The 25,378-nt window shown below is 69.6% G+C and carries 20 protein-coding genes and 2 pseudogenes; 7 read left to right on the forward strand and 15 right to left on the reverse strand.

Features of this window, described 5'->3' with window-relative positions; translation table 11 throughout:
- Window positions 1–171 precede the first annotated feature (171 nt).
- The 3 genes from WMF43_RS18915 to WMF43_RS18925 all read left to right on the forward strand — a co-directional run bounded on the left by WMF43_RS18915 (window position 172) and on the right by WMF43_RS18925 (window position 4,097).
- Window positions 172–1,959 carry an FG-GAP repeat domain-containing protein gene (locus WMF43_RS18915; RefSeq protein WP_437681998.1) on the forward strand — a complete coding sequence of 596 codons (1,788 nt, stop codon included), beginning with the start codon at window positions 172–174 and terminating at the stop codon, window positions 1,957–1,959.
- Window positions 1,960–2,121: 162 nt separating this feature from the next.
- Window positions 2,122–3,060 carry a glycosyltransferase family 2 protein gene (locus WMF43_RS18920; protein WP_437681999.1) on the forward strand — a complete coding sequence of 313 codons (939 nt, stop codon included), beginning with the start codon at window positions 2,122–2,124 and terminating at the stop codon, window positions 3,058–3,060.
- Between the two features lie 14 nt (window positions 3,061–3,074).
- Window positions 3,075–4,097, forward strand: a complete 1,023-nt coding sequence (locus WMF43_RS18925; protein ID WP_437682001.1) for a Stealth CR1 domain-containing protein — start codon at window positions 3,075–3,077, stop codon at window positions 4,095–4,097.
- 137 nt (window positions 4,098–4,234) lie between these two features.
- On the opposite strand, the gene WMF43_RS18930 is transcribed toward WMF43_RS18925, so the two are convergent.
- From WMF43_RS18930 to WMF43_RS18955, 6 genes are all read right to left on the reverse strand, one after another.
- Window positions 4,235–5,815 carry a hypothetical protein gene (locus WMF43_RS18930; protein ID WP_437682003.1) on the reverse strand — a complete coding sequence of 527 codons (1,581 nt, stop codon included), beginning with the start codon at window positions 5,813–5,815 and terminating at the stop codon, window positions 4,235–4,237.
- Window positions 5,775–7,214, reverse strand: coding sequence for a hypothetical protein (locus WMF43_RS18935; protein ID WP_437682005.1), 1,440 nt, complete (start codon window positions 7,212–7,214; stop codon window positions 5,775–5,777). Before WMF43_RS18935 ends, WMF43_RS18930 begins: the two co-directional genes overlap by 41 nt.
- A gap of 101 nt (window positions 7,215–7,315) precedes the next feature.
- Entirely contained in the window at window positions 7,316–8,023 is a 708-nt protein-coding gene (locus WMF43_RS18940; protein ID WP_437682007.1) for a hypothetical protein, read from the reverse strand.
- A gap of 249 nt (window positions 8,024–8,272) precedes the next feature.
- Window positions 8,273–9,301 carry an AraC family transcriptional regulator gene (locus tag WMF43_RS18945; RefSeq protein ID WP_437682008.1) on the reverse strand — a complete coding sequence of 343 codons (1,029 nt, stop codon included), beginning with the start codon at window positions 9,299–9,301 and terminating at the stop codon, window positions 8,273–8,275.
- A gap of 45 nt (window positions 9,302–9,346) precedes the next feature.
- Window positions 9,347–9,853, reverse strand: coding sequence for a hypothetical protein (locus WMF43_RS18950; protein ID WP_437682010.1), 507 nt, complete (start codon window positions 9,851–9,853; stop codon window positions 9,347–9,349).
- A gap of 35 nt (window positions 9,854–9,888) precedes the next feature.
- Window positions 9,889–10,056, reverse strand: a complete 168-nt coding sequence (locus WMF43_RS18955) for a hypothetical protein (RefSeq protein ID WP_437682012.1) — start codon at window positions 10,054–10,056, stop codon at window positions 9,889–9,891.
- 328 nt (window positions 10,057–10,384) lie between these two features.
- Here WMF43_RS18955 and WMF43_RS18960 point away from each other — a divergent pair, with 328 nt between their 5' ends.
- Both WMF43_RS18960 and WMF43_RS18965 read left to right on the forward strand, forming a co-directional pair.
- A complete protein-coding gene (locus tag WMF43_RS18960) occupies window positions 10,385–12,052 on the forward strand; it encodes a hypothetical protein (protein ID WP_437682014.1) in 1,668 nt (555 codons plus the stop codon).
- Window positions 12,053–12,672: 620 nt separating this feature from the next.
- Window positions 12,673–15,558 (forward strand): hypothetical protein, encoded by a 2,886-nt coding sequence (locus WMF43_RS18965; RefSeq protein WP_437682016.1) that lies wholly within the window; start codon window positions 12,673–12,675, stop codon window positions 15,556–15,558.
- Between the two features lie 717 nt (window positions 15,559–16,275).
- Here WMF43_RS18965 and WMF43_RS18970 read toward each other — a convergent pair.
- Window positions 16,276–16,977: a hypothetical protein gene (locus WMF43_RS18970; RefSeq protein WP_437682017.1), complete on the reverse strand. Its 702-nt coding sequence runs from the start codon at window positions 16,975–16,977 to the stop codon at window positions 16,276–16,278.
- Window positions 16,978–16,983: 6 nt separating this feature from the next.
- On the opposite strand from WMF43_RS18970, the gene WMF43_RS18975 reads away from it, so the two are divergent.
- Window positions 16,984–17,619: a hypothetical protein gene (locus WMF43_RS18975; protein WP_437682019.1), complete on the forward strand. Its 636-nt coding sequence runs from the start codon at window positions 16,984–16,986 to the stop codon at window positions 17,617–17,619.
- On the forward strand, window positions 17,616–19,067 hold the full coding sequence (locus WMF43_RS18980; protein WP_437682021.1) for a hypothetical protein: 1,452 nt from the start codon (window positions 17,616–17,618) through the stop codon (window positions 19,065–19,067). Before WMF43_RS18975 ends, WMF43_RS18980 begins: the two co-directional genes overlap by 4 nt.
- 26 nt (window positions 19,068–19,093) lie before the next feature.
- Here the strand turns inward: WMF43_RS18980 and WMF43_RS18985 are convergent, their stop codons facing one another.
- The 8 genes and pseudogenes from WMF43_RS18985 to WMF43_RS19020 all read right to left on the reverse strand — a co-directional run bounded on the left by WMF43_RS18985 (window position 19,094) and on the right by WMF43_RS19020 (window position 25,116).
- A complete protein-coding gene (locus WMF43_RS18985) occupies window positions 19,094–19,918 on the reverse strand; it encodes a DNA-methyltransferase (protein ID WP_437682023.1) in 825 nt (274 codons plus the stop codon).
- Window positions 19,919–20,008: 90 nt separating this feature from the next.
- Window positions 20,009–20,152, reverse strand: coding sequence for a hypothetical protein (locus tag WMF43_RS18990; protein WP_437682024.1), 144 nt, complete (start codon window positions 20,150–20,152; stop codon window positions 20,009–20,011).
- A 174-nt stretch (window positions 20,153–20,326) separates the two neighbouring features.
- Window positions 20,327–21,496 carry a hypothetical protein gene (locus WMF43_RS18995; RefSeq protein ID WP_437684036.1) on the reverse strand — a complete coding sequence of 390 codons (1,170 nt, stop codon included), beginning with the start codon at window positions 21,494–21,496 and terminating at the stop codon, window positions 20,327–20,329.
- Between the two features lie 108 nt (window positions 21,497–21,604).
- Window positions 21,605–22,621, reverse strand: a complete 1,017-nt coding sequence (locus WMF43_RS19000; protein WP_437682026.1) for a hypothetical protein — start codon at window positions 22,619–22,621, stop codon at window positions 21,605–21,607.
- A gap of 73 nt (window positions 22,622–22,694) precedes the next feature.
- A pseudogene (locus WMF43_RS19005) lies at window positions 22,695–23,855 on the reverse strand (hypothetical protein); the annotation flags it as partial.
- A 294-nt stretch (window positions 23,856–24,149) separates the two neighbouring features.
- A pseudogene (locus WMF43_RS19010) lies at window positions 24,150–24,329 on the reverse strand (transposase domain-containing protein); the annotation flags it as partial.
- Between the two features lie 100 nt (window positions 24,330–24,429).
- Window positions 24,430–24,987 carry a dihydrofolate reductase family protein gene (locus WMF43_RS19015; protein ID WP_437682028.1) on the reverse strand — a complete coding sequence of 186 codons (558 nt, stop codon included), beginning with the start codon at window positions 24,985–24,987 and terminating at the stop codon, window positions 24,430–24,432.
- A 9-nt stretch (window positions 24,988–24,996) separates the two neighbouring features.
- Window positions 24,997–25,116, reverse strand: coding sequence for an IS66 family transposase (locus WMF43_RS19020; RefSeq protein WP_437682030.1), 120 nt, complete (start codon window positions 25,114–25,116; stop codon window positions 24,997–24,999).
- Window positions 25,117–25,378: the final 262 nt, after the last annotated feature.

Here is a 25,378-nt window from a genome sequence, read left to right on the forward strand (position 1 = left end):
TGAATCGCGCTCGTTAACGCGTGAATCCAGATGACGAGGCTCCGCCGGCCGGGTACGAGCCCGATAGCGGCGGAGATCCGCTCGGCTGCGAGCAAACACGCACCGCCGCGAGAGTCGTGTCGTGTCTTGACGCGGCGTCATTCATGCCGCTCGAGGAGAACCTCCATCACCATGACAACGCTGTCCAACAAGCGCTACGTCACGTTCAGCTCGATCCTCTGCACCGCCTCCCTGGGTGTCTTCGCGGTCGGTTCCGGGTGCAGCGAGGCCCCGTCCTACCTCGCCGGGGCCGAGCAGGTCGGCGAGGCTGACGAGCACCTCACGCCGGAGCAGTGCAATTACTTCGATGTCAACGGCACGGTCAGGATCTGCCACCACACCGGCTCGTCCAGGCACCCCTACACCATCCTCAACATCAGCGACCAGGGCTGCATCAACGCACACGCGGGGCACGCGCTCGACTACGTCGCGGTGAACGACCCGACCTGCCAGGGCGGCGGTTGCCTCCCCCAGAACGCCCCGTGCGACGCAACCCTGCCGTGCTGTGGCGATGCGATGTGCATCAATGGCACCTGCCAGGACCTGTGCGCGGGCGTGACCTGCGCGGCGTCCGACCAGTGCCACCTGGCCGGCACCTGCGACCCGAACACCGGGCTCTGCTCGAACCCCGTCGCCCCGAGCGGCACCGGCTGCGACGACGGCGACGCCTGCACGCAGCCCGACACGTGTGATGCCGGCGTCTGCGCCAGCGGCAACCCGGTCACCTGCACCGCGAGCGACGAGTGCCACGTGGCCGGCTCCTGCGACTCCTCCAGCGGCGTCTGCTCCAACCCCGACGCCCCGGATGGGATCTACTGCAGCACGGGGATCTGCAAGACCGGGGCATGTTACACGCCCACCCTGAGCTTCCAGGCCAACCAGGACTACGCCGTCGGCAGCCGCCCCCAGGGCGTGGCGGCGGGGGACGTCAATGGCGACGGCAAGCCCGACCTCGTCGTGATCAACGTCAGCAGTGCCGACGCGAGCGTGCTGCTGGGCAACGGCGACGGCACCCTCACGGCCGCCGGCACCGTCTCCGGCATCGGCACGAACCCCGGCGGCGTGGCGCTGGCGGACCTCGACGGCGACGGCAGGCTCGATCTCCTCGTCGGGGGCTTCAACGTCCCCGGCATCGGCGGCCTCCGGGTGCTGCTGGGCAACGGCGACGGCACCTTCCAGCCCGCCACCCTCTATGTCGTGGGCAATCAACCGACCGCCGTGCAGGTGGCGGACTTCAACGGCGACGGCAAGCTCGACGTCGTCACGGCCAACTTCGTCGGCAGCAGCCTGAGCGTGCTGCTGGGCAACGGCGACGGCACCCTCCAGCCCGCCGTCAACTACGCCGCCGTCGGCGCCAACACCCCCAACGACGTGGCGGTGGCGGACGTCAACGGTGACGGCAAGCTCGACCTCGTCTCGGCCAACTTCAACAGCAACAACCTGAGCGTGTGGCTCGGCAACGGCGACGGCACCTTCCAGCCCGCCATCGTCTTCCCCTCCGGCGGCTCCGGCGTCGGCGCCGTGGCGGTGGCGGACCTCAACGGCGACGGCAAGCCCGACATCGCCGCGGCCCACCAGAACTCCGCCAACGTGACCGTGCTGCTGGGCAACGGCGACGGCACCTTCCAGGCCCCCGTCGTTCATGCCGTCGGCGGCAGTTTTGTCGTCGACGTGGCGATCGCGGATTTCAATGGCGATCTCAGGCTCGATATCGCCGCGACCAGCTTCAACAACCACGCGGTGGGCGTGCTGCTGGGCGACGGGGCTGGCGCCTTCCAGCCCGTCACCCTCGTCCCCGTCGGCAACAACAGGCCTTACGGCTTGGCGGAGGTGGACCTCAACGGCGACGGCAAGCTCGATATCGCCACGACCAACTTGTTCGAGAACAACGTGAGCGTGCTGATCAACCAGTCGTTCTAGAGTTTTCTGTTTTACATCATCGTCCTTCTACGATATACCTCGTCCTGCTCCGACGCAGGAGTGCAGGAACCGGGGCGTTACCCAAGCTGACCGCTCGGGCTGTGGTCGATGCGTCGGTCCCACGGGGCGCCGCGGCGCTCGCCTGGAGGCCCGAGAAGCTCGATGACCGATCCCTGGCTCACCATCGTCATCCCCATTCGCAACGAGGCGTCGAACCTCTGGTTCACGCTGAACGGCCTCGATTTCCAGGGTCTCGACGGCGTCGAGATCATCGTGGCCGACAACGGCGGCATCGGCAGCAAGGATATCGAGGCCGTCACGAAGGGGTTCGGGGCCCCGGCTCGGTACCTCCTCGCGGACGAGACGGCGTCCGTGAACCATCCGCGCAACGCCGGCGTGGCCGCGGCGAGGGGGCGATGGATCCTGATCCTCGACGCCCACGTGCTGCTCTCGCCGGGGACGATCGCCCTCCTGCGACGGCGGGCCGAGGAGGAGGGCGCCTATCCGCCGCTCTCGCTCGTCCACATCCCCTTGCGCAACACCGGTAGGACTCACGTCCTGGGGCACTACAAGCTCACGCTGGAGGACGATTTCTGGGGCAAGTGGGGCCCGGTCGTCCGAGAGACCGACCGTCCCTACCGCATCTCGGCGTCGGGCAACTACGCCCTTTTCACGCGGAGACACGATTTCGCGGCCGTTCGTGGCTTCAACCCGCGGTTCGTCGGGTACGCCGGTGACGAGGTGTACTTCCAGCTCAAGTACTGGCGCCTCGGCGGCTCGGTCTGGCTGGAGCCCCTCGTCTGCGCCGCGCACTACTCCGGGCCGCGCGCGTACCGCGTCCGGCAGGACGAGGTCGATCGGAACCTCGGCCTCGCGGGCCGCGTCGTCGTGGGTCCGGAGTTCCTCCCGCGGTTCGGGCCGAAGCTCGCCGCACACGCCGTCGCGAAGGGCCGGGACCCGGAGCTCCTCGCCCGCGCGCTCGCCGAGGGCGTCGCCGCGGCCGAGCAGAGCGGCGAGCCCGCCTGGCTCGAGGGCGCCGCCGTGTATTCCTTCGACGACGTCATTGCGCTGTGGCGGCGCGAGGACGTCCCGGTGGCGTGAGGGAGAGCGCCGGCATGCAAGAGGGCTTCGACATCGACGCCGTCTACCTCTGGGCGAACGCGTCCGATCCCGAGTGGCTGGCCACGCGCCGCGCGCACCGCAAGGAGCAGGAAGGGGACGGCTACATGGAGGCCGACGAGGCTTGCCGCTACCGCGACAACGAGGAGCTGCGCCACAGCCTGCGGAGCGTCGAGCGATATGCGCCCTTCCTGCGGCGGATTCACATCGTCCACGGCGGCGCTCCCCCCTCCTGGCTCCGCACGGACGATCCCATGATCCACCTCGTCCGGGACGACGATCTCTTCCCCGACCCCGCGCTCGCCCCCTCATACAACTCCCAGGCCATCGAGGGCTTCATCCACCGGATTCCGGGGCTCGCCGAGCACTACGTCTACTTCAACGACGACAACTTCCTGAACGCTCCGCTGCGCCCGGCCGACCTCTTCGACGCCGACGGGACCGCCGTCGTCCAGATGAGCTGCTTCCCCATGTTCAAGTACCGCGAGACGACGGACGCCTGGGTGCACAGCATGTGGCGGACCTTCGAGGCGCTGGGCCGGCACATGGGGGACAGCTACGTCCCGATCTTCCGGGCGAGGACGCCGATCAAGCTGTGGGCCCGCGGGCCCCTCACGCCGGAGCGCGCCTGGAACCTGCCGGAGCACGTCGCGCAGCCCTTCCGCAAGAGCATCTGGCCCCGCGTCCACGAGGTCTTCGCGGACGAGGTCCGCAAGCTGACGCGCCATCGCTTTCGTCACCCGGAGGTCATCGGGCCGAACATCGTCGCGACCTACCTCAGCCTCGAAGAGAAGCTCGCGCGGTTCGTCGCCCCGGCGCGGTCGCTCCACGTCTGGGGGAGCATGAAGCCCGAGCACCTCGCCGCTGCGCGTCGCATGCTCGTGGACGGGAGCGAGGAGCGGCGACCGATGTTCTTCTGCCTCAACGACACGAACGTGCCGAGCGTGGACTGGGGCGCCTACGTCGCGGATATCCTGGGGACGCTCTTCCCCACGCCGAGCCGCTGGGAGCGCGCCTGAGCCGAGCTCGCCTTTGCAGCGGGTGGGTTAGATGAAGGAGGCCGACGCGTTCGAGGGCGAGTCGCCAGGATCACAGGCAGTCACCGATCCGGGGTTTGGGGCGGAGGGCGCCGCCAGGCGACCCGGAGCCCCAAATGTCAGCCTGAGCTTTGGGAGCACGAGCCCTCGACGCCGCTCTCCCCCGTGCTCACGGCGACGGCGCTGTGCCTGCCGAGCCGCTCCAGCCCCTCGCCGAGGGGCACCCGGAACGCGTGGACGTTCGCGCTCTCGGCGAAGCGCGTCCACACGTCGTCGACGAGCTGCGCGCCGCCCTCGGCGCCGTCGGGCATCGCGGCGCACGCCTCGGCGAGCCCCGAGATCAGCGCGTCGTAACGCTCGGCGCGCACCGCGTAGCCGTGCGGCCACGCGCCGGCGCGCACGCGCAGCACCGCGCCGCCGGAGGTGACCTCGTGGCGGGTGATCTGGTGGTTGCCGAAGAGGATCGCGTCGCGATCGGGGTAGGAGCGGAGGAGCTCCTCGATCTTCCGGTTGGCCACCTCCCGGGGCACGATGAACTGGAAGTCGTCCTCGAAGATCGCGACCTCGGGCAGCCCGAGGTCGCGGGCACTCCGGAGCGCCGCGAGGTGCGAGAGGCCGCGCGCCTTATGCGGGTTGCCGGGGACAAGGGCCGCGGGGACCTGCTCCACGCAGTCGCCGAAGATCCCCATGTGGCGGAACAGCTCGGCCCGGATCATCGCCTCCCGCTCCTCCCGGCGCTCGCCCTCGAGGCACACGTAGAGGACGCCGCCGAAGCGGTTGAACGCGCAGTAGCGCAGGATGCAGTCGTTGATCCAGCCGTTGAAGCGCGCCTCGAGCGTGTGGTTCGCGTAGTTGCTCAAGAACCACCCGCGCGTGGCCGCCGGCCCCCGCGCGCGGAGGCGGGCGTAGACGTCGAGGAAGTTCGTCCGGTCGAAGAAGGCGCCCGTCTGCTCGTTGACGTACTTCCAGCCGCCGGAGATGTCGGCGTTCACCATCACCCAGGTGTCGAGGCACAGGGCCTCGGTGATGACGCGGGGCGAGGCGTCCAGCGTGCTCGGCACCAGGAGGACGTGCGCGGACTCCACCAGGTCCAGGAACATCCGGTAGGGCAGCCTGCCGAGCTTCTCGACGCGCGGGTGGTCGATGCCGAAGACGTCGTGCACGATGGCGACGCGGAAGTGGGGATCGACCTCGAGCAGCGTGCGGATGACGGTGAGCGCGAGATCGTGCCCCTTGACCACGCTGCTCCACCTCGTCGTCTCCGGTTTGTCCGCGACCGAGTGACCGGCGTAGTAGACCATGTCGAACGTCTTCGCCTTGCCGCGCTTGCGCACCTGGACGTAGTCCGAGAAGTCCATGTCGAGCAGCGGGAGGCCGCCGGGGAAGACGTCGGCCGGATCGCGGAAGTTGTGCATGAAGCCGATGAAGCGGTGGTAGCTCGGCTCGATGAAGAGGTCGAACGCGCGCGCCGCCGCCCGGTCGTTCGGGTTGTGGAGCCGCGCCGGCCAGTTCTCCAAGGCGCAGATGCCGACGAGGTAGTGCCCCTCGTCCACAAGGCGAGCGATCTCGTTTTCTTGGGAATGGTACGGCCGGTTGACCAGGTGGAGCTTGCTCGGCGCGAGCGACCCGTCGGCCTGCCAGCGCTGGATGGGCTGCGGGTCATTTTTCGGGGGCGGGAACGCGAAGTGGAGCCTCTGCATCGTCCTTGTCCGGCAGGCTGGCGCTGGGCGGCTCGGCTCGGCTCCCGCGCGCCAGCGCGCTCGCGACCTGTTGGCCCAGCGAGAGCACGTCGCTGAAGGCGCCGAAGTCGATCCTTTCCACGAAGAGCAGCACGCCGAAGCGCCTCTCCACCTCGCGGGCGATCGCGTGCACGTCCTCCGAGTCGAGCCCCATGCCGTGGTGGAACAAGGCGTCCGTGTGGCGGATCTGCTCGGGGGGGATGTCCAGCTTGAGGACGCGCACCAGGATGCGCTTCAGCTCTGCGCGGATGCTCTCCGGATCGTGCCCGCCTCGGTAGATTTCGTCTTCCTTGCCCGGTTCGACGGTCCGAGGCCGGCCCTCCAGCTGCTCGATCACCGTCATCCCGCGCGCGCACGAAGCCTCGAGGGCGGCGCGCTGGCCCGGAGGCAGGCTGGGCCACTCCGGCGGGTCGGCGCTCACCAGGGGCACGGCTCTTTCGAGCCACGCGTCCTGCGGGAGGCTCGGGTCGAGGAAGCCGAGGAGGCGCCGCAGCGTGGGCTCGGGGTCGGCCAGGATCGACTCGTAGCGCAGGTGGAGGACCCTCTCTCTGGGCAGGCCGGCGAGCATCGCCGCGCCGTGGGCCATCTGCGTCGACCACACGGAGCCGAAGTACTTGAGCGGGATCTGGACGCGCTGGAAGGCGTCCACGTCGAAGCTCGGCGCCACGAGCGGGCGCATCTCGCGGGGGAGCCGGGGCACGTCCTCGGGAGGAACCGGCTCGAACAAGGTCTTCCGGACACTCGTCTTGAACACGTGCGAGATCCCCAGGAGGCGCGCGGGCGGGAAGCGGCTCGCCGAGAGGGCCGCCTCGCGCCCGTCGCGGTAGAGGTGGACGAACCGGGCGTCGGGGAAGTAGCGCTTCAAGGCGGGCAGGATCTCGAACGAGGAGCCGGAGCACTCCACCCAGAGCCGCCGGCCCACCCGCTCGGCCAGCCACTGGAAGACGCGGCCGTAGTGGGAGCCGATACCGTCCATCGGCAACGCCTCCACGAAGAGGCGCAGCTCCTCGTGGAGGCCGTCGGGATCGTCGCTCAGCTCGGGCAGCGCCGTGGTGAGCAGCGGCGGGATGCCGCCCTCGCGGAACCGGCCCAGGCCGGCGAGCGGGTAGCGGAACTCGTCGATGACGATGCCGCGCGTGAGGAGCTGAAGCCAGAGCCGGTGCTGGGGCCGAGGCCTGGAGAGCGCCGCCCACAGGGTGGAGCCGTCCACCGTGTCCCACGGGAAGGCGCCGTCGCCCAGGGGATTGAACACCTCCGAGAGGCTCGCCACCTCGGGGTGCTGGGCGAGGAGGCGGGAGAGCATGGCCCCGCCGCAGCGGCCCGTGCCCACGACGAAGAGGGGAGTTTGCCAGCCTGACATGTTCGAACGCTCGGCTCCTTTCCGGCTGCTAGCCCCGGGGGCTCGCGGTGTCCAGCGAACCCTCGGGCGAGGTGGCAGCTGGCAGGCCGCTCCCTAGCAAGTCACGGCATCTCAGTAGGAGCGAGAGTGGGAGGGAAAGTAGGAGGGAAAACGCAGTGCCCGTTACCGTCGCACTGGCCGACGCTGCACACGGTGTCCGAGCTGAGGAAACTCAGCTCGCACTCTTGCTCCGCCGCGTCCCACACGTTCTCCACGCAGTCCGGATCGTAGCCCTCGGGGTCGGGGCACGTGCAGGTGTCGTCGAGCCCGCAGGTGCCGCCGGCGTTCGTGCACGCGTCGCAGACGAGGGTGTCGCCGCACCCGTCGGAGATGGTGCCGCAGCTCGCGCCTTGGGCCTCGCAGGTGGTCGGGGTGCAGGTCGAGACGCAGGTGCCGTTCGTACACGTCGCGCCGCTACAGCACGGCAGCGTGGCGTCGCAGGGAGCGTTCAGCGGCAGACACGCTCCGCCCTGACAGGTCGGGTCGTTCACGGCGACGTAGTCGCCGGCGTGCTGCGCGTGCGCGTTGATACACGCCTGCTCGCTGAGCTTGAGGACGGTGTATGGGTGCGTGGTCGAGTTGGTCTTGTGGCAGATCCGGACTGTGCCGTTGACGTCGAAGTACTCGCACTGGCCGGGGGTGAGCGCGGACTCGGCCGCGCCGACCTTCTCGTCGGTGGCCGCGCCGGAGCACCCGGCGGCCAGGTTAATGACGCCGGTGCAGACGAAGGGAATAAAGGACGCGATTCTAACGTAGTCCGCTTTCTTCATGCGATCTCCTTGCTTACGACGCAAGATGGTTCATCTGGCGCTTCCCCCTGAACGCAAAGGGAAACAGATGATCGAGTCGCCCCCCCGCCTCAGTCAACGAGCTCCTGGCGGGCGCCTGCGCATTTCTGCGTTTTCTGCACAGGAGCCTTCGTTCGCCGCATAGGTGGATCACTGCGAGCGCCGCGGCGTAGCCGCGGAACGGCCGCTCTCGACTCGAGGTCGCCGGCGCCGCGCGCGCCTCTTGCTCAGTCACCCTCCGCGCCGCGCGCGGGCGGCGGCCAGGGTGTCCGAGGGGCTCTCCCCGAAGCGCCGCCTGTACTCCACGCTGAAGCGGCCGGGGCTCGCGCCGAACCCCAGCGAGGCGCTGACATCCATCACCGTCGTCTCGGGCGCTCCCTCGAGCAGCGCGCGGCGCGCGAGATCGAACCGCCGCTCGCGGGCGAACTCCATCGGAGTCATGCCGTGCGCCGCCCGGAAAGCGATCTGCAACGAGCGCACGGGCACGCCGGCGGCCTCCGCGATGCGGGTCACCGTCAGCTCCTCGGCCGCGTGCGCGGCGATGAACTCCTCCGCGCGGCGCACGCACGGCCGCGAGGTGCTCGCCGGCGGGCGCTTGAAGAGGTGGGAGGCGCTGTGCGGCAGCCCGGTGAGCAGGGCCGTGAGGAGCGAATCGCGCAGCGAGGCGAGCAGGAGGAGCGAGGTGCCGGGCTGCTCGAGCGCGTGGAAGCACACCTGGACGACGTCTCGCACGAGCACGCCCGATCCCGCTTCGAGGGAGAGCGCCGGGGCAAAGACGATCGGGTCCTGCGGCGCCCTGCCGGCGAGCGCGGCCACGTGCGCCGGGAGCGCTGCGGCGTCGAAGACGACGGTCCGGGCGTGAACGACGACGTCGGTCTGGAGGCTCCCCGCGAGACCGGGGGAGAGCAGGATCCCGCGCCGTCCGGGGACCACGCCGAGCCGGTCGCCCCCGTGGCTCAACTCGATCGTTCCCTCGGCGGACGTCGCGAGGACATACCGGTCCTCCAGGTGGTTGAAGCGTACGCGGGCCCCGCCGCGGCAAGAGCCCCTCACGAAGGTCGCGGGGGACGCGCCCGTGACGCGCAGCTCGCACGAGAAGGATCCGCGGGAGAGCGGCTCCAGCTTCGTGCCTGGATGCAGGCGCTGCATGAAGACCTCCGCCTCGGAGGGGTCGGCCGTGCAGACCTCGCGCGACGCGATCGCCGCGGGGCTGTCGGTCCTTGTGCGATCTCGAGCGGGGCGAAGCGCGCGATTCGACATCTGGCCTCTCGGTGGCGCCATCGGAAGCCTTCTCGGCGCGGGGAGCTACGGCGCGGGCGACCGGTGGTAGAGAACCCCATTCAGGTACGCGCAATCGAACTCCGTGATCGGGGTGGCGCCGGGATCGAGCGGGTCGACGCCCGCGGCGAAGATCTTGCCCTGGCAGCTCGCCGTGAACGTGTCCGTGTTCGGGGCGAACACCAGGACATAGTCGACGACGGCGATCCCGGAGAACGCGGGCGCTGCGCCGGTCAGATCGAAGTTGAGGTTGAGCATGCGCACGGAGACCGTGTGGTCCCCCGCGCGCCGCCAGGAGCCCAGGCTGTCGCTGAACGTGAACCCGCCGGCGCCGAACGTGACCTGATCCGAGAGCGTCATCCCGGCCGTGCCGTCCCGGTGGAGGTGCATGATCTCGGCGCGATCCGGGAGGCTCGCCACGTACGTCCCGGCGAGGTCCGTGCCCTCCGCGAAGGCGCCCCCGGCGCCGGCGCAGAGCCCCCCGATCGCTGCGGCGAGGGCCGTGGCTGCAAGATGAATCCGAGAGATGGGCATCGCTGAACGCTCCTTTTTGTGAAACCTTCATCCAATCACGCCGTGCACCGGGACGCAGGTCCGTCCAATGTCTGCTCGGCCGTGCCGACCTGCTTGTCGTCGGCCTCGGTCGACTCCGGAGCGGCCGGCTCGAACCATGCGGCGAGGCCCAGCGCCGTGATGGCCAGGACGGACGCGCCTCTGAGGAAGCTCGATGTGCTCATGATGGAGAGTCCCCCCTGTCGGCTTCCCCGCCGGAACGCCGCCTTCGGTGCGATTCGTCGCAGGCCCCGCGTTGCCCTCCCGGCAAGGCGGAGGCGCGTGTGCCCTGACCGCGCACGGTAAACGTCAGCGCAGTGGCCCATCACGTTGTTTCACCGTGAATTCGCTGTGAATCACATCACCCGGTCCGCGGATCGCACCGCTCCTCGCGCATTTCGCGGCGGAACGGCCGGGCGTGGGGCGAGGACCACGCGCTCTCCTCCGGGGTGTGGACGCGGTGTGATTCACGTTGTTGCATCCGGAGGGCCCCTAGGTGAGGATGCTGACACAATGAAGCGTTCTCCGCAGACCGACCAGCGCGCGGCCGTCGCGGCCGAGCTGGAGCGGGTGGTGGCGAGTCCCGTGTTCGGCGGGTCTGCGCGGCAGATCCGGCTGCTCCGTTTCCTGGTCGGCGAGGTGCTCGCGGGGGGCGGCGCCGAGCTGCGCGCGCCTCTGCTCGCCACGCGCGTCTTCGAGCGGCCCGAGGGCTTCGACTCCACCGAGGACTCGATCGTGCGCGTCGAGATGAGCAAGCTCCGGCGCGCCCTCGAGCGCTACTACGCCGCGAGCCCCGCCGCCGCGGTGCGCATCGAGCTGCCACGCGGCCGCTACGCCCCCGTCTTCGCCACGGGGCCGGCCGCCTCCGCCTCCGCCCCCGCCCAGCTCCCCGTCTCCCCGCGCCCCTCGATGGATTCGCAGCCCGCGGATTGGCCGCATCCACCGTCCCCCCGAGCGGGCGGTATCCCGGCCAGCGCCGACGGGCCCGTCGTCGCGATCCTCCCCTTTGCCTCGATCGCCGCCGCCTCCACCTCCTCGAACGCGCTCGCGCCGGCGGGCGAGCCGCCGGAGCCGAGCTCTACGGGCACGCGAAGCTGCACCGTCGCCCGCGGCCTGACCGACCGGCTCGGCGACCTCTTCGTTCGCGCGCCGCGCGTGCGCGTGCTCTCGCGCGCCGCGACCCTGGACGAGGCCGAGGCGCGGGGCGCGCGTTACGTGGTCGAGGGATGCGTGCGCCTCGTCCCCGGCGCGCTCCGCGTGGTGGTCAAGCTCCACGACACCACGCGCGGGATCCAGGTGTGGGGCAGGACGTTCGACCGCATCGACGTCGAAGACCGCCTGTTCGCCGTCGAGGACGAGATCGCCCGCGAGATCACCACCCTGCTCGTCGCGCTGCCCCTCGGCATGGTCCATGCCATCGAGGCCGAGGAGCGCTCCCTCCACGCTCCCCGCTCGGCGTATGAGGTGCTCCTGCGCTTTCCCCGGTGGCTCGCCACCTTCGATCGCCGCCTGCAAGCCGAGCTCGCGGACCACTGCGCGCGCTTCCTCGACCGCGACCCCGACGACGGGGCGCTGCTGGCCTATTCCTCATTCTTTCAGGTGCTCTCGTCGTGGACGGCGTCCGGCAGGCACAACGGCCTTTGCCGGGCTGCCGAGCATGCGCGCCGGGCCGTGGCGCTCGAGCCCAAGCTGGCCAATGCCCACCAGGTGCTCGCGTTCGTGCTGCTCGACGCCGGCGACGGCGCGGGGGCGCTGGCCGAGGCCAGGATCGCCCTGAAGCTCGGCGGGCCGCTCATGTTCACGGGCTTCCTGCTCGCGGTCGCCGGCGACTGGGAGCGCGGCATGGCCATCCTCCGCAAGCATCAGGGCTGGACGAAGCGTTATCCCGGCATCGTCCACCACGCCCTCGCGCTCGACGCCTGTCGCCGCGGCGACTACGCGGCTGCCCTCGTCGAGGCCGAGGCCGTCGCCACCCCCACCCTCGCCTGGAGCGCGCTCGACCGCGCCATTGCCCTGGCCCGCCTCGGCCGCTCCGCCGACGCCCGCGTCGCCGGCAGCGAGCTCGCCGCCATCCTGCCCGACGTCTCGCGGGATCCCCGGGCCGTCGTCCGCCGCATGACAGCGGACCAGGCCCTCGTCGACGACCTCGTCGACGCGCTCGCGCTCGCAGGGCTCGGCTGAAGCGGGGAGACCTTCTAGGCGGGCCATGTAAGCTCAGAATACGATGTCGCGGCGCTGGTCGTGCAGGCTGGAGCAGCTCTACGAGGATCAACGCAAAACGGCGTAGGGCCTCGAAGCCCGCGGAGCGCGGCGTCCCCAGGTCGATCTACGCGCTCCGGTTTGATTTGCGTACGCGCCGCAGCGTCACGGCTTGGTTGGATCGATCGCTCGGCGCCGTCCGCGGGCGCCCCGGCGAACGACGCCGAACGTGCCTGCACAGGCTGGATGCCCCGTGGCACGCGCGGTGCTCATTTCTGGTCCGTGCTCCACGCCGGCCTGGAGGCTCACATGCACGCCCTTTGGACGTTCATGGCGCAGCGCGCACGGGTGCCCGCCTGCCGATGAACCTGCTCCCCGCGATAAGGGGACAATGGGAGCAGTCCGCTGCGTACGTTGTGTGCGTGCTCTGAGGTTCATGATACGTTGCAGGTGCTCTGTGCAACTGCTCGTGCAGTGAACAGATGTCAAGAGGGGGATTGGCGATGATGGGGACCAAAGAACACCGCGGTGACAGCGCGCGAGGGGAGCGCCCCCAGGGCGGGCAGCGCCACCATCGGTGGTTTGCTGCGGCGACGATAGCCATGATGACGGCCTGTGGCTCGGACAGCCTCCCGGGTGACGTGACGGAGAGCTCGGAGCTCGCTGCGCCATCGGCGGGTCCGGCGACCGAGAACCCGGAGCCAATTCCGAAGGAGCTGCGCGCTGCGTACATCGCGGCGGTGCAGGCGGGGGCCTCGGAGGCGTATGCCCCCGTCGCTGTCGGGCCGGCGAGGTTCGCGATGGAGAACCCGACGCAGCGGCTCACGGCCGTGCTGGAGCGGGCGGGTGTCGTCGTGTTGTCGAGCGGGCAGGCGTGGTCGCTCTCGATGCGCACCGCGGCGTTGGGGTGCGAGGGGTCGGTCGCAGCGCTGCCGGACGCGGAGCCGGACGCGGTCGAGTCGGACAGCAAACGGGTGCGTTATGTGCGCGAGAACCTGGAGGAGTGGTACCTCAATGGGCCCCTCGGACTCGAGCAGGGGTTTGTCGTGGCTCAGGCGCCGGCGTGCAGGGGGACGAAGGTCATCGGCTTGGAGCTGGGCGGCGACCTGCACGCGGAGCTGGACGATGCAGACGGCGATGGCCGCGGCGATGCGCTGCGGCTCGTTGATGCGGAGGGCCGGAGGGCGCTCTCCTATACCGACCTGTTCGTGAGAGACGCGACGGGCAAGGTGCTGTCGGCGTGGCTGAGCCTGGAGGGAGGGCAGGTCGCGATCCACGTGGACGATGAGGGGGCCGCGTATCCCATCGAAGTAGACCCGCTGATCGCGAACCAGCAGGCGAAGCTCGTCGCGAGCGATGGGGCGGTGGGCGACTACTTCGGCGCTTCGGTCGCGATCGCGGGGGACACGGCGGTCGTGGGGGCGGCGGGCGACGACATCGACTGGCGTGGCAGTCAAGGCTCGGCCTACGTCTTTGTGCGGAGCGGAACGAGCTGGGTCCAGCAGGCGAAGCTCGTCGCGAGCGATGGGGAATCGCCGGACGAGTTCGGCGCTTCGGTCGCGATCGCGGGGGACACCGTGGTCGTGGGGGCGCAATACAGCGACATCGACCTGAGTGCCAGTCAAGGCTCGGCCTACGTCTTTGTGCGGACTGGAACGAGCTGGACCCAGCAGGCGAAGCTCGTCGCGAGCGATGGGGAGGGGTTGGACCGTTTCGGCGTTTCGGTCGCGATCGCGGGCGACACGGCGGTCGTAGGGGCGGTGGACGACGACGGGCGCATGAGTCACGGCCACGGCTCGGCCTACGTGTTCGTGCGGAGCGGGGCGAGCTGGACCCAGCAGGCGAAGCTCGTCGCGAGCGATGGGGCAGGGGGTGACTACTTCGGCGTTTCGATCGCGATCGCAGGGGACACGGCGGTCGTAGGGGCGATGGACGACACCATCGACGGGCGCTCCCATCAAGGCTCGGCCTATGTGTTCGTGCGGAGCGGAACGAGCTGGACTCAGCAGGCGCAGCTCGTCGCGAGCGATGGGGCGGTGTGGGACCAGTTCGGCGTATCGGTCGCGATCGCGGGGGACGCGGTCGTCGTAGGGGCGAGGCTCGACGACGTTGACGGGCGTGCCGATCAAGGCTCGGCGTACGTGTTCGTGCGGAGCGGAACGAGCTGGGCCCAGCAGGCGCAGCTCGTCGCGAGCGACGGGGCAGCGGGTGACTACTTCGGCAGTTCGGTCGCGATCGTAGGGGACACGGCGGTCGTAGGGGCGGTGGACGACGAAACCGACGGGCGTGACCAGCAAGGCTCGGCGTACGTGTTCGTGCGGAGCGGAACGAGCTGGGCCCAGCAGGCGCATCTCGTCGCGAGCGACGGGGCAGCGGGTGACTACTTCGGCGGTTCGGTCGCGCTCGCGGGGAACACGGCGATCGCCGGGGCGATGATCGACGACGATGCCCGCGGCTCGGTGTATGCCTTCATCTTGTCGGCCGGCGTGGGTACCCCCTGCACGAGCGGCGCTCAGTGTGCGACCGGTCTCTGCGTCGATGGCGTCTGCTGCGACACGGCCTGCGGCGGTGGTGTTCCGAGCGATTGCCAGGCATGCAGCGTGGCGGCGGGCGCAGCGGAGAGCGGAATTTGCGGACTGGTCGCGGCGGGCGCTGAGTGCCGTGGCGCGGCGGGAGCGTGCGACGTGGCGGAGGCTTGCGACGGCGCGAGTGATACCTGCCCGGTCGATGCCAGGATGGCGGCGGGGACCGAGTGCCGGGTATCGGCAGGTGACTGCGATGTGCCAGAGGCTTGCGATGGAGTGGCCGATACGTGCCCCACGGACGCAACCGCACCCAGCGGCACGCTGTGCAGCGACGGAATATGTGTCGACGGCACATGCATGAGCGGCCCCGGCGGCGGTGGCCCCGGCGGCGGTGGCCCCGGCGGCGGTGGCCCCGGCGGCGGTGGCCCCGGTGGTAGCGGCGTGGGCGGCGGTGGCCCCGGCGGTGGTGGTCCCGGTGGCAGCGACGTGGGCGGCGGTGGTCCCGGCGGCGGTGGCCCCGATGGCAGCGACGTGGGCGGCGGTGGCCCCGGCGGCGGTGGCCCCGATGGCAACGGTGGGGGCGGCAGTGGCCCCGGCGGTGGCGGTTCCGGTGGTAGCGACGTGGGCGGCAGTGGCCCCGGTGGCGGTGGCCCCGGCGGCGGTGACTCCGGCGGCGGTGGCCCCGGCGGCGGTGGCCCCGGCGGCGGTGACTCCGGCGGCGGTGGCCCCGGCGGCGGTGACTCCGGCGGCGGTGGCGGCGCCTCCGGCGGCGGTGGCCCCGGTGGCAACGGTGTGGGCGGCAGCGGCGCTGAGCCCGATCAGAACTCCCCGAGCGGCGAGAGTAGTTGTGATTGCGGCGTTGCTGGAACCCCCACGCGTGGGAGCTCCCGCGCATGGGGTCTATTCGGCCTCGGTCTGCTCGCCCTGCGGCGCCGCTGCGTGACGAGGGGGAACCGCTCCTGATAGCTTCGCCAGCCCCTGCGTGAGCGCCGTCCGCGTGGTGAGACCTAGAGAGCACCGAACAGGTTTCAAGTTGTCTGAATTCAATGGGTTGCGAGGCCCGACCGATCTGCCGGGAAGCAAGCTCCAAGGGCGAGGAATGCGGGAAAGAGAGAAACCGCAAGGGACCAAGGGGCGCAAGGGACCAGAGACGAGATATTTCTTGCCTTCCCCTTGCACCCCTTGCGTCGTTGCGGTTTCTCTTCCCTTCTGTTGATCTCCTCGGAACTCCAACGTGATCGGTGCTCTAGAGGCTCTTGGGCTTCAAGAGAAATTGGGCGAGGAGATCGGAATGACCCTCCCCGAGGGGTCTCGGCACGTCCAGGACGTGGGCGAGTTCCGTGCCTCACAAGTCTGGCCAGGGATCCCGAGAGATTTCAACGCAAAGGCGCAAAGGCGCAAACCAGAATTCTTTGTATTTTTGCGCCTTCCTTTGCGTTGAAATCTCTCTTCTCTCGCCGTGATCCCTGCCAAGACTTCTGACAGGCCGAACTAGCCTAGTGTGCCGTGGTGTACGTGCTCGCTGCGCTCCCTGAACGCGGCCTGTGCCATCCTCGCTCCAGACTTGCGGCGACGGGCGAGGAGTTCCTCCGGCGGCGCTCCTGGCCCGGTGTGGCACACTCGAGCCCTTGTCCGGGCCCGGGTCGTCCGGAATACGATGGCGGCGGTGGCCGTGCAGGCCTACGCCTGGCAGCAGAACGTCGACGGCTCGGCCGGCAGCACCTCGCCGGTCGGCTCGCCGCCGCTCGGGGCGCAGCCGCCGGGGTCGACGGCGACGACCTCGGCCGCCTTGCTGCCGAGGGCGACGCCGGGCGGCGTGACCCCGCAGAACGACGCCATCGAGCTGACGAGGGTCGAAGCCACCTGGTCCGCGCACGCGCCGTCGCTGTAGACCGAGGCCATGATCGTGCACGACGCGCCCTCGGGCTCCCCGCAGCCGCACTCGGAGCAGCCGCGCGTGTCCTCGGCGCCGCCGTAGAAGACGTGCCGGTCGAGGTAGGGCTCGTCGCACGTCACGTCGCCCTCGTGGAAGACGCACGTCAGGAAGCCGCCGGGCGGCGGGACCCCGGGTTGCTCCGGCGACGGCATGCAGGTGCTCCGGTCGCCCGGGCACTCGGTGTACGCGCCGGGCAGGCAGGCGAGCGCGCGGGTCTGCCACGGGTCGAGGCGGGCCGGCGGCGGCGGCTCGTCCACCCTGGGCGTGCACGCGCCGGTCACCGCCACGACCGGCGCCTCGACCGAGAGCGCCTGCACACACGGCCGTCCGCCGCAGTCCTGGCCGGCGGGGATGGCGTTCGCGGCGGTGCAGGCGCCGTCCCAGGCCTCGGGCGCCGCGAAGGAGGTCACGGCGGCGCCGGGGGCGTCCTGGGTCGGTCCTCGCATGGCTCGATGTACATGCGTCTTCCGTTTTTGTGCCGCTCATGTAAGCTCAGACACGCGATGCCGCGGCGCTGGTCGTACAGGCTGGAGCAGCTCTACGAGGATCAAGATCCCGACTTTGTGCTGGACGCGATTCCTCACCTGATCTGCTGGATTGATCCCGGAGACATCGTACGCTCGCACCGTTTTGAACTGCGAGAGCACACCCGCAATGGAGATGTGGACCATGAGCTAACGCTGTCATGGGATGTGCGGCGGCTCTCGGAGCGCGATCCACGGCTTACGGTGGACCTCGTGCGCTTTCGTGACGGCAAGACACTGACCATCGAGGATCGCGCTAAATACGCAGCTTACGGACTCGCGATGGTGGCCATCTCATGTCTTCTTCGGCGCCGCGTCGTGAACGTCTCCTACTACCGGCCGCCCGACCTGCTCCTCGACACGGTATCCGGAGCCCTTCGCGGCGTGGAGGTTGCAGGTCGAGGCAGCAAGGGCTATGCGGCGTTCGCCCAGGCGGCAGACGGTACTCCGGGGAAGCTCGGGAAGCGAGCTCAGCTGATGGCGCGTGAGGATGTCGTGGAAGCCTACCTCTCGCTCTGGTGCCGCGAGCCCATGGTCTCAATCTGGGAGAAGGTGAAGCCGTGATCGCGACCGAACGCGACCGCCTCAGGCGTGAGGCGAGCGCCATGAAGATGCGAGCCATGCGGCTACGTGCGCTCGGTGACGTAGACGACCAGTGGAATGCGCTGGTTCTCCTGCGCGCGGCTGCTCGGAAGGAACTGGCCGCGCTCGCGGCGCAATCAGCTCCTTCCGAACAGGAGGAGGTTGGCGCACGGGTTGAAGCCTGCGGCCTCTTCCTGGACGCGCGGGATCCAGTGCGCGCAGCCGAGCAGTGGGCTCGCTTGCCGCGGTGGGCGTTCCTCTCGAGCCCCGGCGCCGCGATGCTGGATGCCCTGAGACCAGTCTACAAGGAGACGATCGCAGATTTTCACGCCGCATGGCACGAAGTGTCACGACCACCGGGTTTACAGGCGGAAATACGCAAAATTCGCGCGTTGCGCGACAAATATCCGGGGGTAGCAGAGCTGTGGTGGGCCCTCGCCAAGCGCTCGACCAACGTGGAGGAGCGGGGCCTGTCGCGCGCGCGCATGGCAGAGCTGGAGCCGAGCTTTGAACACGACGCGGTCGCCGACGAAGCCTGGAAGCGTGTAGGCGATAAGCTGGTGAGCTTGCTCAGGATAGAGATGCACGCGGAGCGGAAGGGAAGCGTGCTCGCACTCGACCTGGTGAGCCGGATCGCCGCCGTGTTTAGCGATTTGTTTGGTAGTTTCGTCGATCGGACATTCAATGAACATGTTGAGCTCACACCCAGAGGCGCTACTACAGGCTCATTCATCCTAGATGTCTCTGCGCTCGGCATGCCGCCGCACTCGCTCGAGGAACTGAACCGGATTCTCACCGAGGCCCCCGAGCAGGCTGGTACGCGGAAGCTGATGGAGCTCCTCTCGCTTTTGCAGAATAACGGGGTACGCTTCGGGGTCGCCGTCATTGCTGACCCCGACGCCGCGGCGGATGGCCATCGTCGCCTAGAGATTGATGCAAAGAGGCGTAGGGCCTTGATTGGGGCGACGGAAGAGGCCGCGCTGCGAGCTCTCGACTCGAGGGACATTCCTCAAGCCGACGTTCTGTCCCGCATCTTCGACATCGTTGACAGGATCGCGCGCGGCGAGGAGGTAAACGCCCATGCTATGGAAATTACGCAGCGACAGGTGGTCTACTATAGGCAGGCGACGAGAATCCTGGGCTTGCTGACGGAGTCCGACGAGCTGACCGCCGCGGGGCGACTCATCGCGCGCCTACGCGATGAGAAGGACCGTCTGCGCGCCACTGTCGTCTATTTTGAATCTAGTGTGTGTGGGGATGCATGGATCCGTTGGTCGCGAGGGAACACGCTTCTCGACGTCGATCCAGAGACGGCGCCAGAATTCCTGCGTGCGAGCGTCCCCGGACTGAACGGTCAGACCCGGGGACGCCGAGCGCAGACGTTGATCGCCTGGCACAGGGAACTCGTCGAGTACCATTACGCTCGGTGACAATAATTAAGCTACGCTCGGCACAGTCATGTTCGCCGATCTCGCTCCTGGCCACCTGCCGCGAGCAGACGTTCTCTCGCGACCTCGATCGCCTTCGTCGATACGTCATTGCCTAGGAACTCCCGCCCCAGCTCCACCGCGGCCACCCCTACGGACCCAGCGCCCATGAAGGGGTCGGCGACCCGATCGCTCGAGGTGCTGCTTTGGCGGACGAGCACGCGGCTCAGCTCCGTAGGCTTTTCCGTCGGATAGCCCCGCACGATCCTGGGCGCCTCGAGCACATCGGGAATACCGAGATCCGAGAGTTTGCGTTTGCCTTTTTCGAAGAATAGGATGAACTCGCACCGGCTCCGGTAGTGGTATCCCATCCCAATCTTCTTCTTGTCCCAGACTAATGGCTTCCAGAATTTGAATCCCACGCTCTCGGCGATTGGCTTAGCCACGAACATGGTTTCGGCGTCACAGAACAGGTAGAAGTGAGTGTTTGCTCGGAGGACCCGCCAGGTTTCGCGGAACAATTCTTCGAAGCGTGCATTTGGGAATATTGAGAACCAATCGTTGCTTGATGCCTTGCTGTGCTTGAGTCGCGTTGTTGTGCCAATCGCGCGATGCTTCTCGAGCGATTCGTATGGCGGATCGGTAATGACGAGGTCGATGCTCGTGGACGGCAAGGTGCGAAGCCAAGCCACTGCATCGCCTCGGTGAAGAGAGAAGGAAGACTCCGGACGTCGTCGCGAGAGCTCGCCCTCGGCCGTGGGGGCCTGTGCAACGAGATGAAGCGGGACAGGAAATCCCTGAGATCCTCCGTTCTGGGTATCTTCAACCGCGGCCGCGAGCTGTTTCTTCTTCATCGAACTACTGAACAGATACCACGATCCGCACAGGAACGGGGGGTAGAGCTCGATCCGGGCTGAGTGCGCCATGCTGGGGACGCACCACAGCTAGCCCGGCACGCTGTCGATGGGCTTGCCGAGGAGGTAGCCGATGCGGGCGCCCTGCCGCTCGAACGGGTCGAGCCGGGTCACAAGTACCCCCCTCCACCTGCCGCTGGCAGAGCACGTCGACCGCGCGCCGCCGCACGCCATCCGCCTCGGCCTTCGCGGCGAGCCACCGGGCCGGCGCCTTCGCCGCCTCGCTGCTGCCCGGTCGATAAGGTCCCATGGCTGGCGGCGTTGGCCGCCGGTAGGATCCCGCTGCTTGCCGGCGCTTGTGCACGATTCGCTATCGGGCGCAGTGACCGATCGGCATCCCGTGCAGGCCTACGCCTGGCAGCAGAACGTCGACGGCTCGGCCGGCAGCACCTCGCCGGTCGGCTCGCCGCCGCTCGGGGCGCAGCCGCCGGGGTCGACGGCGACGACCTCGGCCGCCTTGCTGCCGAGGGCGACGCCGGGCGGCGTGACCCCGCAGAACGACGCCATCGAGCTGACGAGGGTCGAAGCCACCTGGTCCGCGCACGCGCCGTCGCTGTAGACCGAGGCCATGATCGTGCACGACGCGCCCTCGGGCTCCCCGCAGCCGCACTCGGAGCAGCCGCGCGTGTCCTCGGCGCCGCCGTAGAAGACGTGCCGGTCGAGGTAGGGCTCGTCGCACGTCACGTCGCCCTCGTGGAAGACGCACGTCAGGAAGCCGCCGGGCGGCGGGACCCCGGGTTGCTCCGGCGACGGCATGCAGGTGCTCCGGTCGCCCGGGCACTCGGTGTACGCGCCGGGCAGGCAGGCGAGCGCGCGGGTCTGCCACGGGTCGAGGCGGGCCGGCGGCGGCGGCTCGTCCACCCTGGGCGTGCACGCGCCGGTCACCGCCACGACCGGCGCCTCGACCGAGAGCGCCTGCACACACGGCCGTCCGCCGCAGTCCTGGCCGGCGGGGATGGCGTTCGCGGCGGTGCAGGCGCCGTCCCAGGCCTCGGGCGCCGCGAAGGTGGTCACGGGGGTGGCGGGGACCGTGGCGGTACACGTTGCAGCATGAGCGGACCAGCCGAGCGGGAGCTGGCACGAGGCCGTGGCCGCGTCCGGCGGGTCGCACACGCAAGCCGCGCAGGCGAGCGGCTCGGGCGCCGGGTCGGCGAACCCCTCGTAGCCGACGTTCGGCGCGGCGGCAGGGCACTCCGGTCTCTCGTCCGGCGGGCCGAACCAGAGGAGCGCCGGGCCGAACCAGCCGAGCGGCGCCGGTGGGATGCAGTCGCCGGCGCAGGCCTGCTCTTCGCCCCCACCGGAACCGCCGCCGCCGGCGTCCCCCGCATCGCCCGCATCACCTGCGTCCCCCGTGCCCGCCTCGGGGTAGGGGCAGCCCGGGTAGCCGTATTCGCTGGGCTGACAGGGACCGTAGACGGCCGGAGCGTCGCCGCAGCCTAGGCCTAGGACCAGCAGAAAACAAAGAGGCAGGGAGGAGCCGATGCGCATGCCGAGCATGCCTATAAGGTGTTCCTGCATTCGCACAATAGGCAGTTTCCTTTGAACGATCTGTTGTTCTAGCCATTCCCGATCCGCTCTCGGAGTTCTCACCAAATGCTCGCAACAGACTCATTCTCTCAGGTCCCTTCAGTAGGCAGCCGTGACCCCAAAGCCCAAGGCAGCGCCAAGCGGCGATGACGTCCAGCGGAGTGGCGCTGGCGTCGTGCTGGCGTGCGTCACGCGTGTCAACTCTCCCTCGTTTGCCATCCAGGTCGCCTCGGCGTAGCCCTGCACGGACCACCTGCGGGAGAGCGGCCACTCGGTGCCGAGGCGCGCCCCGAGACCGAACATGGAGTCGCTGCGCAAGCTCATGGTCCACGGATCCCGAGGGGAGAACCGGAGGGCGCCGAGGGTCGCGAGCCCGCACGCGAACAGCGGGCGGCCGCGATAACAAGCCAACGTGACCGCCGTGAAGCCCGTGGTGCCCATGAGGAGGCCTTCCACCTCCTGCGCCATGGAAACGAGCCCTCGCCCTTCCACCGCGATCGACCAGTCGGACCGGCGAACGCCCAGGGACAGCGTCATTCCGGTCGTGACCCCCGGTGTGATCCCGAGGCCCAGGATCGCCCCGAGCCCCGCTTCCAGCCGCAGCCGCTCCGGTCGCTGCGGCGCCTGCGGCGGCTCCCTCGGCCGAGGTGGCTCCGGCGCGGCGCGCTGAGCCTGCGCCGCGGGCCCGGCCGGCGCCGCGGGCCCGGCCGGCGCCGCGGCCTCGGCTGGCGGCGAAGGCTCGGCCGGTGGACCCACCTGCTCCGGCGCGCCCATGAGCTGCGCCACGATCGCGAGGGCCACGCCGGACATCAGCTCCTCGCAGCCGCTCCCGGTGCCGAACCCGTCGGCCCACTCGGTTTCTCCCTCGCGGTCGCGCAGTGCCAGCGAGGCCGTGTGCTCCGGTCCCTCCCGCGCGATGTGGACCGTGAGGACCCGCGGCGCGTCGTCCTGGAACGGGTCGGCGCCGAGCCTGCGCGCCACCTCGGCGCGCAGGAACGCCTCGTCGGGGCAGCCTTCGGCGCCGGGCCGTCGCGCGAGCTCGAGCCGCACCGCGGCCCGGGGCGGCTCCGGCGCGGCGTGCGCCTCCGCCGCGCAGAGCAGGCCCATGACGGCCATGACGGCCAGGGCCGAGGCGCAGCCGGCTGCTGGCGGTGTTGTAGTTGAGGCCGAGCTCGCGGGCGATGTCGGCGAGCGGCACCTCGTAGGCCTCGTACATGACGAGCAGGACCCGCCGCTCGGGGTCGAGCGTGTCGAGCACCTCCAGCGCGAGCTCCATCCGCTCTTGCGTCGCGAGCTGCTCCTCGCTGCTCGGCGCGGGGTCGACCGCCTGGTGCTGCGACACCGGCTGCAAGCCGTCCAGGACCTCGCGGCGGCGGTGGGCGCGGTTCAGGTGATGGCTGACCTTGTGCAACGCGATCCCGGCCACCCATCGGGCTTCCGGGCTGCGTCGCTGGCGCTGCCCCTGCCGGCGCGGCGGGTCGACGGCGGAGGCGGGCTCGTGCTGCGGCGGGGTCCAGGCGGGGTCGAAGCGATCCAGGCTCTTGTACGCCGCGAGCAGGACCTCCTGCAGCACGTCGTCCACGTCGTCCTCGGCCACCCCCAGGAGTCGCAGCAAGCGGGGGAGGACCTCCATTGCGGCAGTGTGAACGGAATTCCAGATGTCGTCGCGGGATCGGCTCATATATAGAATTCCGCGGAGCTTTCCGGGTCCGTTTGTGGAAATGCACAGCCGGCGCACGGGCGGGGACGCCCCTGCACGTCGACCGCGGCCGCCGGAGACAAGCTGCGCTCCGGCGACGCTCTGGGCGGGGTAGCTGGGCTTGCCCTCCGGGACCGGAGACGGTGGGGCGGCTGAGTTGAGCTTGCCCTCCGGGACCGGAGACGATGGGGCGGCTGAGTTGAGCTTGCCTCCGGACCGGAGACGGTCCGGAAGGTGAGTTGGGCTTGCCCTCCGGGACCGGAGACGATGGGGCGGCTGAGTTGAGCTTGCCCTCCGGGACCGGAGACGGTCCGGCAGGTGAGTTGAGCTTGCCCTCCGGGACCGGAGACGATGGGGCGGCTGAGTTGAGCTTGCCCTCCGGGACCGGAGACGATGGGGCGGCTGAGTTGAGCTTGCCCTCCGGGACCGGAGACGATGGGGCGGCTGAGTTGAGCTTGCCCTCCGGGACCGGAGACGATGGGGCGGCTGAGTTGAGCTTGCCCTCCGGGACCGGAGACGGTCCGGCAGGTGAGCTGAGCTTGGTGGTGGAGTACTTCTGCCGAAGGTGGAATCTTTTGAACCGCCAAGGACGCCAAGAAAACCACAAAAACACAAATATCTCGGTGTCTTACGGCGCCATGACGGTTCCATCCTTCCGGCAGGGCGGGGGAGCTCCCCCACCGCCCGGAGCTTGCCCTCCGGGAGTCGGAGAAGGTCCCGGCGCAGGTTTCTACGCAGCGCAGAGGGGGAAGCCAGACGTTGCCAGGTAACCGCCCAGCCATCGCCATGGGCATGGCTCCTTGCGGGTCTCGCTGAGGTCGACGATGCTGGGCGTGGGGCGGCGTCGGCCCACGGCCCCGCGCCAGCCCTGGCCGAGAAGGCGGGCGTAGGAGGATGCCCGGCGAGGCGGTCTTCGCCCGCGTCGCAGACCGAGGCCCGCGTTGTTCAGGGTGCGCCGGCGTCGCCAGCGGCCGGAGCCGCGAGCGACGCTCGCGCCCACGCGGCGGGCAGCAGCCCGTCCAGCCGTTCGCGCGACCAGCCCGCCTGCAGCGTGCCGATCACGTCCGTCGCCCAGGCGAGCGGGTTGACTCCGTGCATCCGGCACGAGCCAAATACCGTGTAGCCTCAAGACGGGGCTCGTGCAGCGGGTACGCCGTGTTGCGCGGCGAGAAGGCTCCCGACGACGCGCCGGCCCGCGAGCTGGGCGCGATGGGGCTGCTCTGAGTCAGCGCGCGCGCCGGTAGTGCATGGCGACCGCGCCGCTGCGGAGCGGCTTCGCCGAGACCAGCTCGAGCCGTCGCGTGCTGGGCAGCCCGCTCTGGTACAGGGTCGGGCCGTGGCCGGCGATCCTGGGGTGGACGAGGAACTTGTACTCGTCGATCAGATCCAGCCGGTCCAGCTCGGTCGCGAGCTTGCCGCTACCGAGGAGCACGCCGGCCGGGGTCGCGTCCTTGAGCTTCTGCACGCCCGTGCGCAGGTCGCCGGCGATGTGGTGGCTGTTGGTCCACGGGAAGTCCTTTCGCGTCGACGACACCACGTACTTCGGCTTGGCCTCCAGCTTGACCGCCCACTCGCGGATCGCCGGCGGCGCCTCCTCGTCGCCGCGGGCGACCGCCGGCCAGTAGCTCTCCATCATCTCGTAGGTGACGCGGCCCCACAGCATCGCCCCGCCCTCGTCCATGAGGCGGGTGAAGAAGGCGTGTGTCTCGTCGTCGGCGATTCCCTCCTGGTGGTCGACGCAGCCGTCCAGGGTGACGTTGATGCTGAAGGTCAAGAGTCCCATGCGGCGAGCCTAACACTCCTGGCGATGGAACGGCAGGCCGTCGCAGAACTTGTCGCTGAGGATGTGCGCCAGGAGCGAAGGTGTCGCGAGCGCGCGCGGCAGGATCTGCGGCGGCAGCGGTGCGGCCACGATCGTCCCGCCGCGATGCGGGCGGCGCCGGTGCGGGCGGTGCGGATGCCGGCGGCGCCGGCGCAGGTGACGCCGGCGCCGCCGCGTCGTGGTCCTGCGCCAGGAAGTCCGACGCCACGTCGCGGGATCGCCCCGGGTCCACCGCGTTGGTCACGCCGAGCACGAGCCGCTGACCGTGCCTCGACGCACGGTCGCCGCACGGAGCGCCGCGCAGGCTCCTACAGCACTGCGCGGCGTCGAATCTCGAACCCCGTCCCAGCTA

The organism is Sorangium sp. So ce131, from assembly GCF_051519095.1.
GTDB lineage: Bacteria > Myxococcota_A > Polyangia > Polyangiales > Polyangiaceae > Sorangium.

Coding starts and splice junctions, on each gene's coding strand:
- WMF43_RS18915 (WP_437681998.1), top strand. CDS start 172: ATGACAACGCTGTCCAACAAGCGCTACGTCACGTTCAGCTCGATCCTC.
- WMF43_RS18920 (WP_437681999.1), top strand. CDS start 2,122: ATGACCGATCCCTGGCTCACCATCGTCATCCCCATTCGCAACGAGGCG.
- WMF43_RS18925 (WP_437682001.1), top strand. CDS start 3,075: ATGCAAGAGGGCTTCGACATCGACGCCGTCTACCTCTGGGCGAACGCG.
- WMF43_RS18930 (WP_437682003.1), bottom strand. CDS start 5,815: ATGCAGAGGCTCCACTTCGCGTTCCCGCCCCCGAAAAATGACCCGCAG.
- WMF43_RS18935 (WP_437682005.1), bottom strand. CDS start 7,214: ATGTCAGGCTGGCAAACTCCCCTCTTCGTCGTGGGCACGGGCCGCTGC.
- WMF43_RS18940 (WP_437682007.1), bottom strand. CDS start 8,023: ATGAAGAAAGCGGACTACGTTAGAATCGCGTCCTTTATTCCCTTCGTC.
- WMF43_RS18945 (WP_437682008.1), bottom strand. CDS start 9,301: ATGTCGAATCGCGCGCTTCGCCCCGCTCGAGATCGCACAAGGACCGAC.
- WMF43_RS18950 (WP_437682010.1), bottom strand. CDS start 9,853: ATGCCCATCTCTCGGATTCATCTTGCAGCCACGGCCCTCGCCGCAGCG.
- WMF43_RS18955 (WP_437682012.1), bottom strand. CDS start 10,056: ATGAGCACATCGAGCTTCCTCAGAGGCGCGTCCGTCCTGGCCATCACG.
- WMF43_RS18960 (WP_437682014.1), top strand. CDS start 10,385: ATGAAGCGTTCTCCGCAGACCGACCAGCGCGCGGCCGTCGCGGCCGAG.
- WMF43_RS18965 (WP_437682016.1), top strand. CDS start 12,673: ATGATGACGGCCTGTGGCTCGGACAGCCTCCCGGGTGACGTGACGGAG.
- WMF43_RS18970 (WP_437682017.1), bottom strand. CDS start 16,977: ATGCGAGGACCGACCCAGGACGCCCCCGGCGCCGCCGTGACCTCCTTC.
- WMF43_RS18975 (WP_437682019.1), top strand. CDS start 16,984: ATGTACATGCGTCTTCCGTTTTTGTGCCGCTCATGTAAGCTCAGACAC.
- WMF43_RS18985 (WP_437682023.1), bottom strand. CDS start 19,918: ATGAAGAAGAAACAGCTCGCGGCCGCGGTTGAAGATACCCAGAACGGA.
- WMF43_RS18990 (WP_437682024.1), bottom strand. CDS start 20,152: ATGGCGTGCGGCGGCGCGCGGTCGACGTGCTCTGCCAGCGGCAGGTGG.
- WMF43_RS18995 (WP_437684036.1), bottom strand. CDS start 21,496: ATGCAGGAACACCTTATAGGCATGCTCGGCATGCGCATCGGCTCCTCC.
- WMF43_RS19000 (WP_437682026.1), bottom strand. CDS start 22,621: ATGGCCGTCATGGGCCTGCTCTGCGCGGCGGAGGCGCACGCCGCGCCG.
- WMF43_RS19015 (WP_437682028.1), bottom strand. CDS start 24,987: ATGGGACTCTTGACCTTCAGCATCAACGTCACCCTGGACGGCTGCGTC.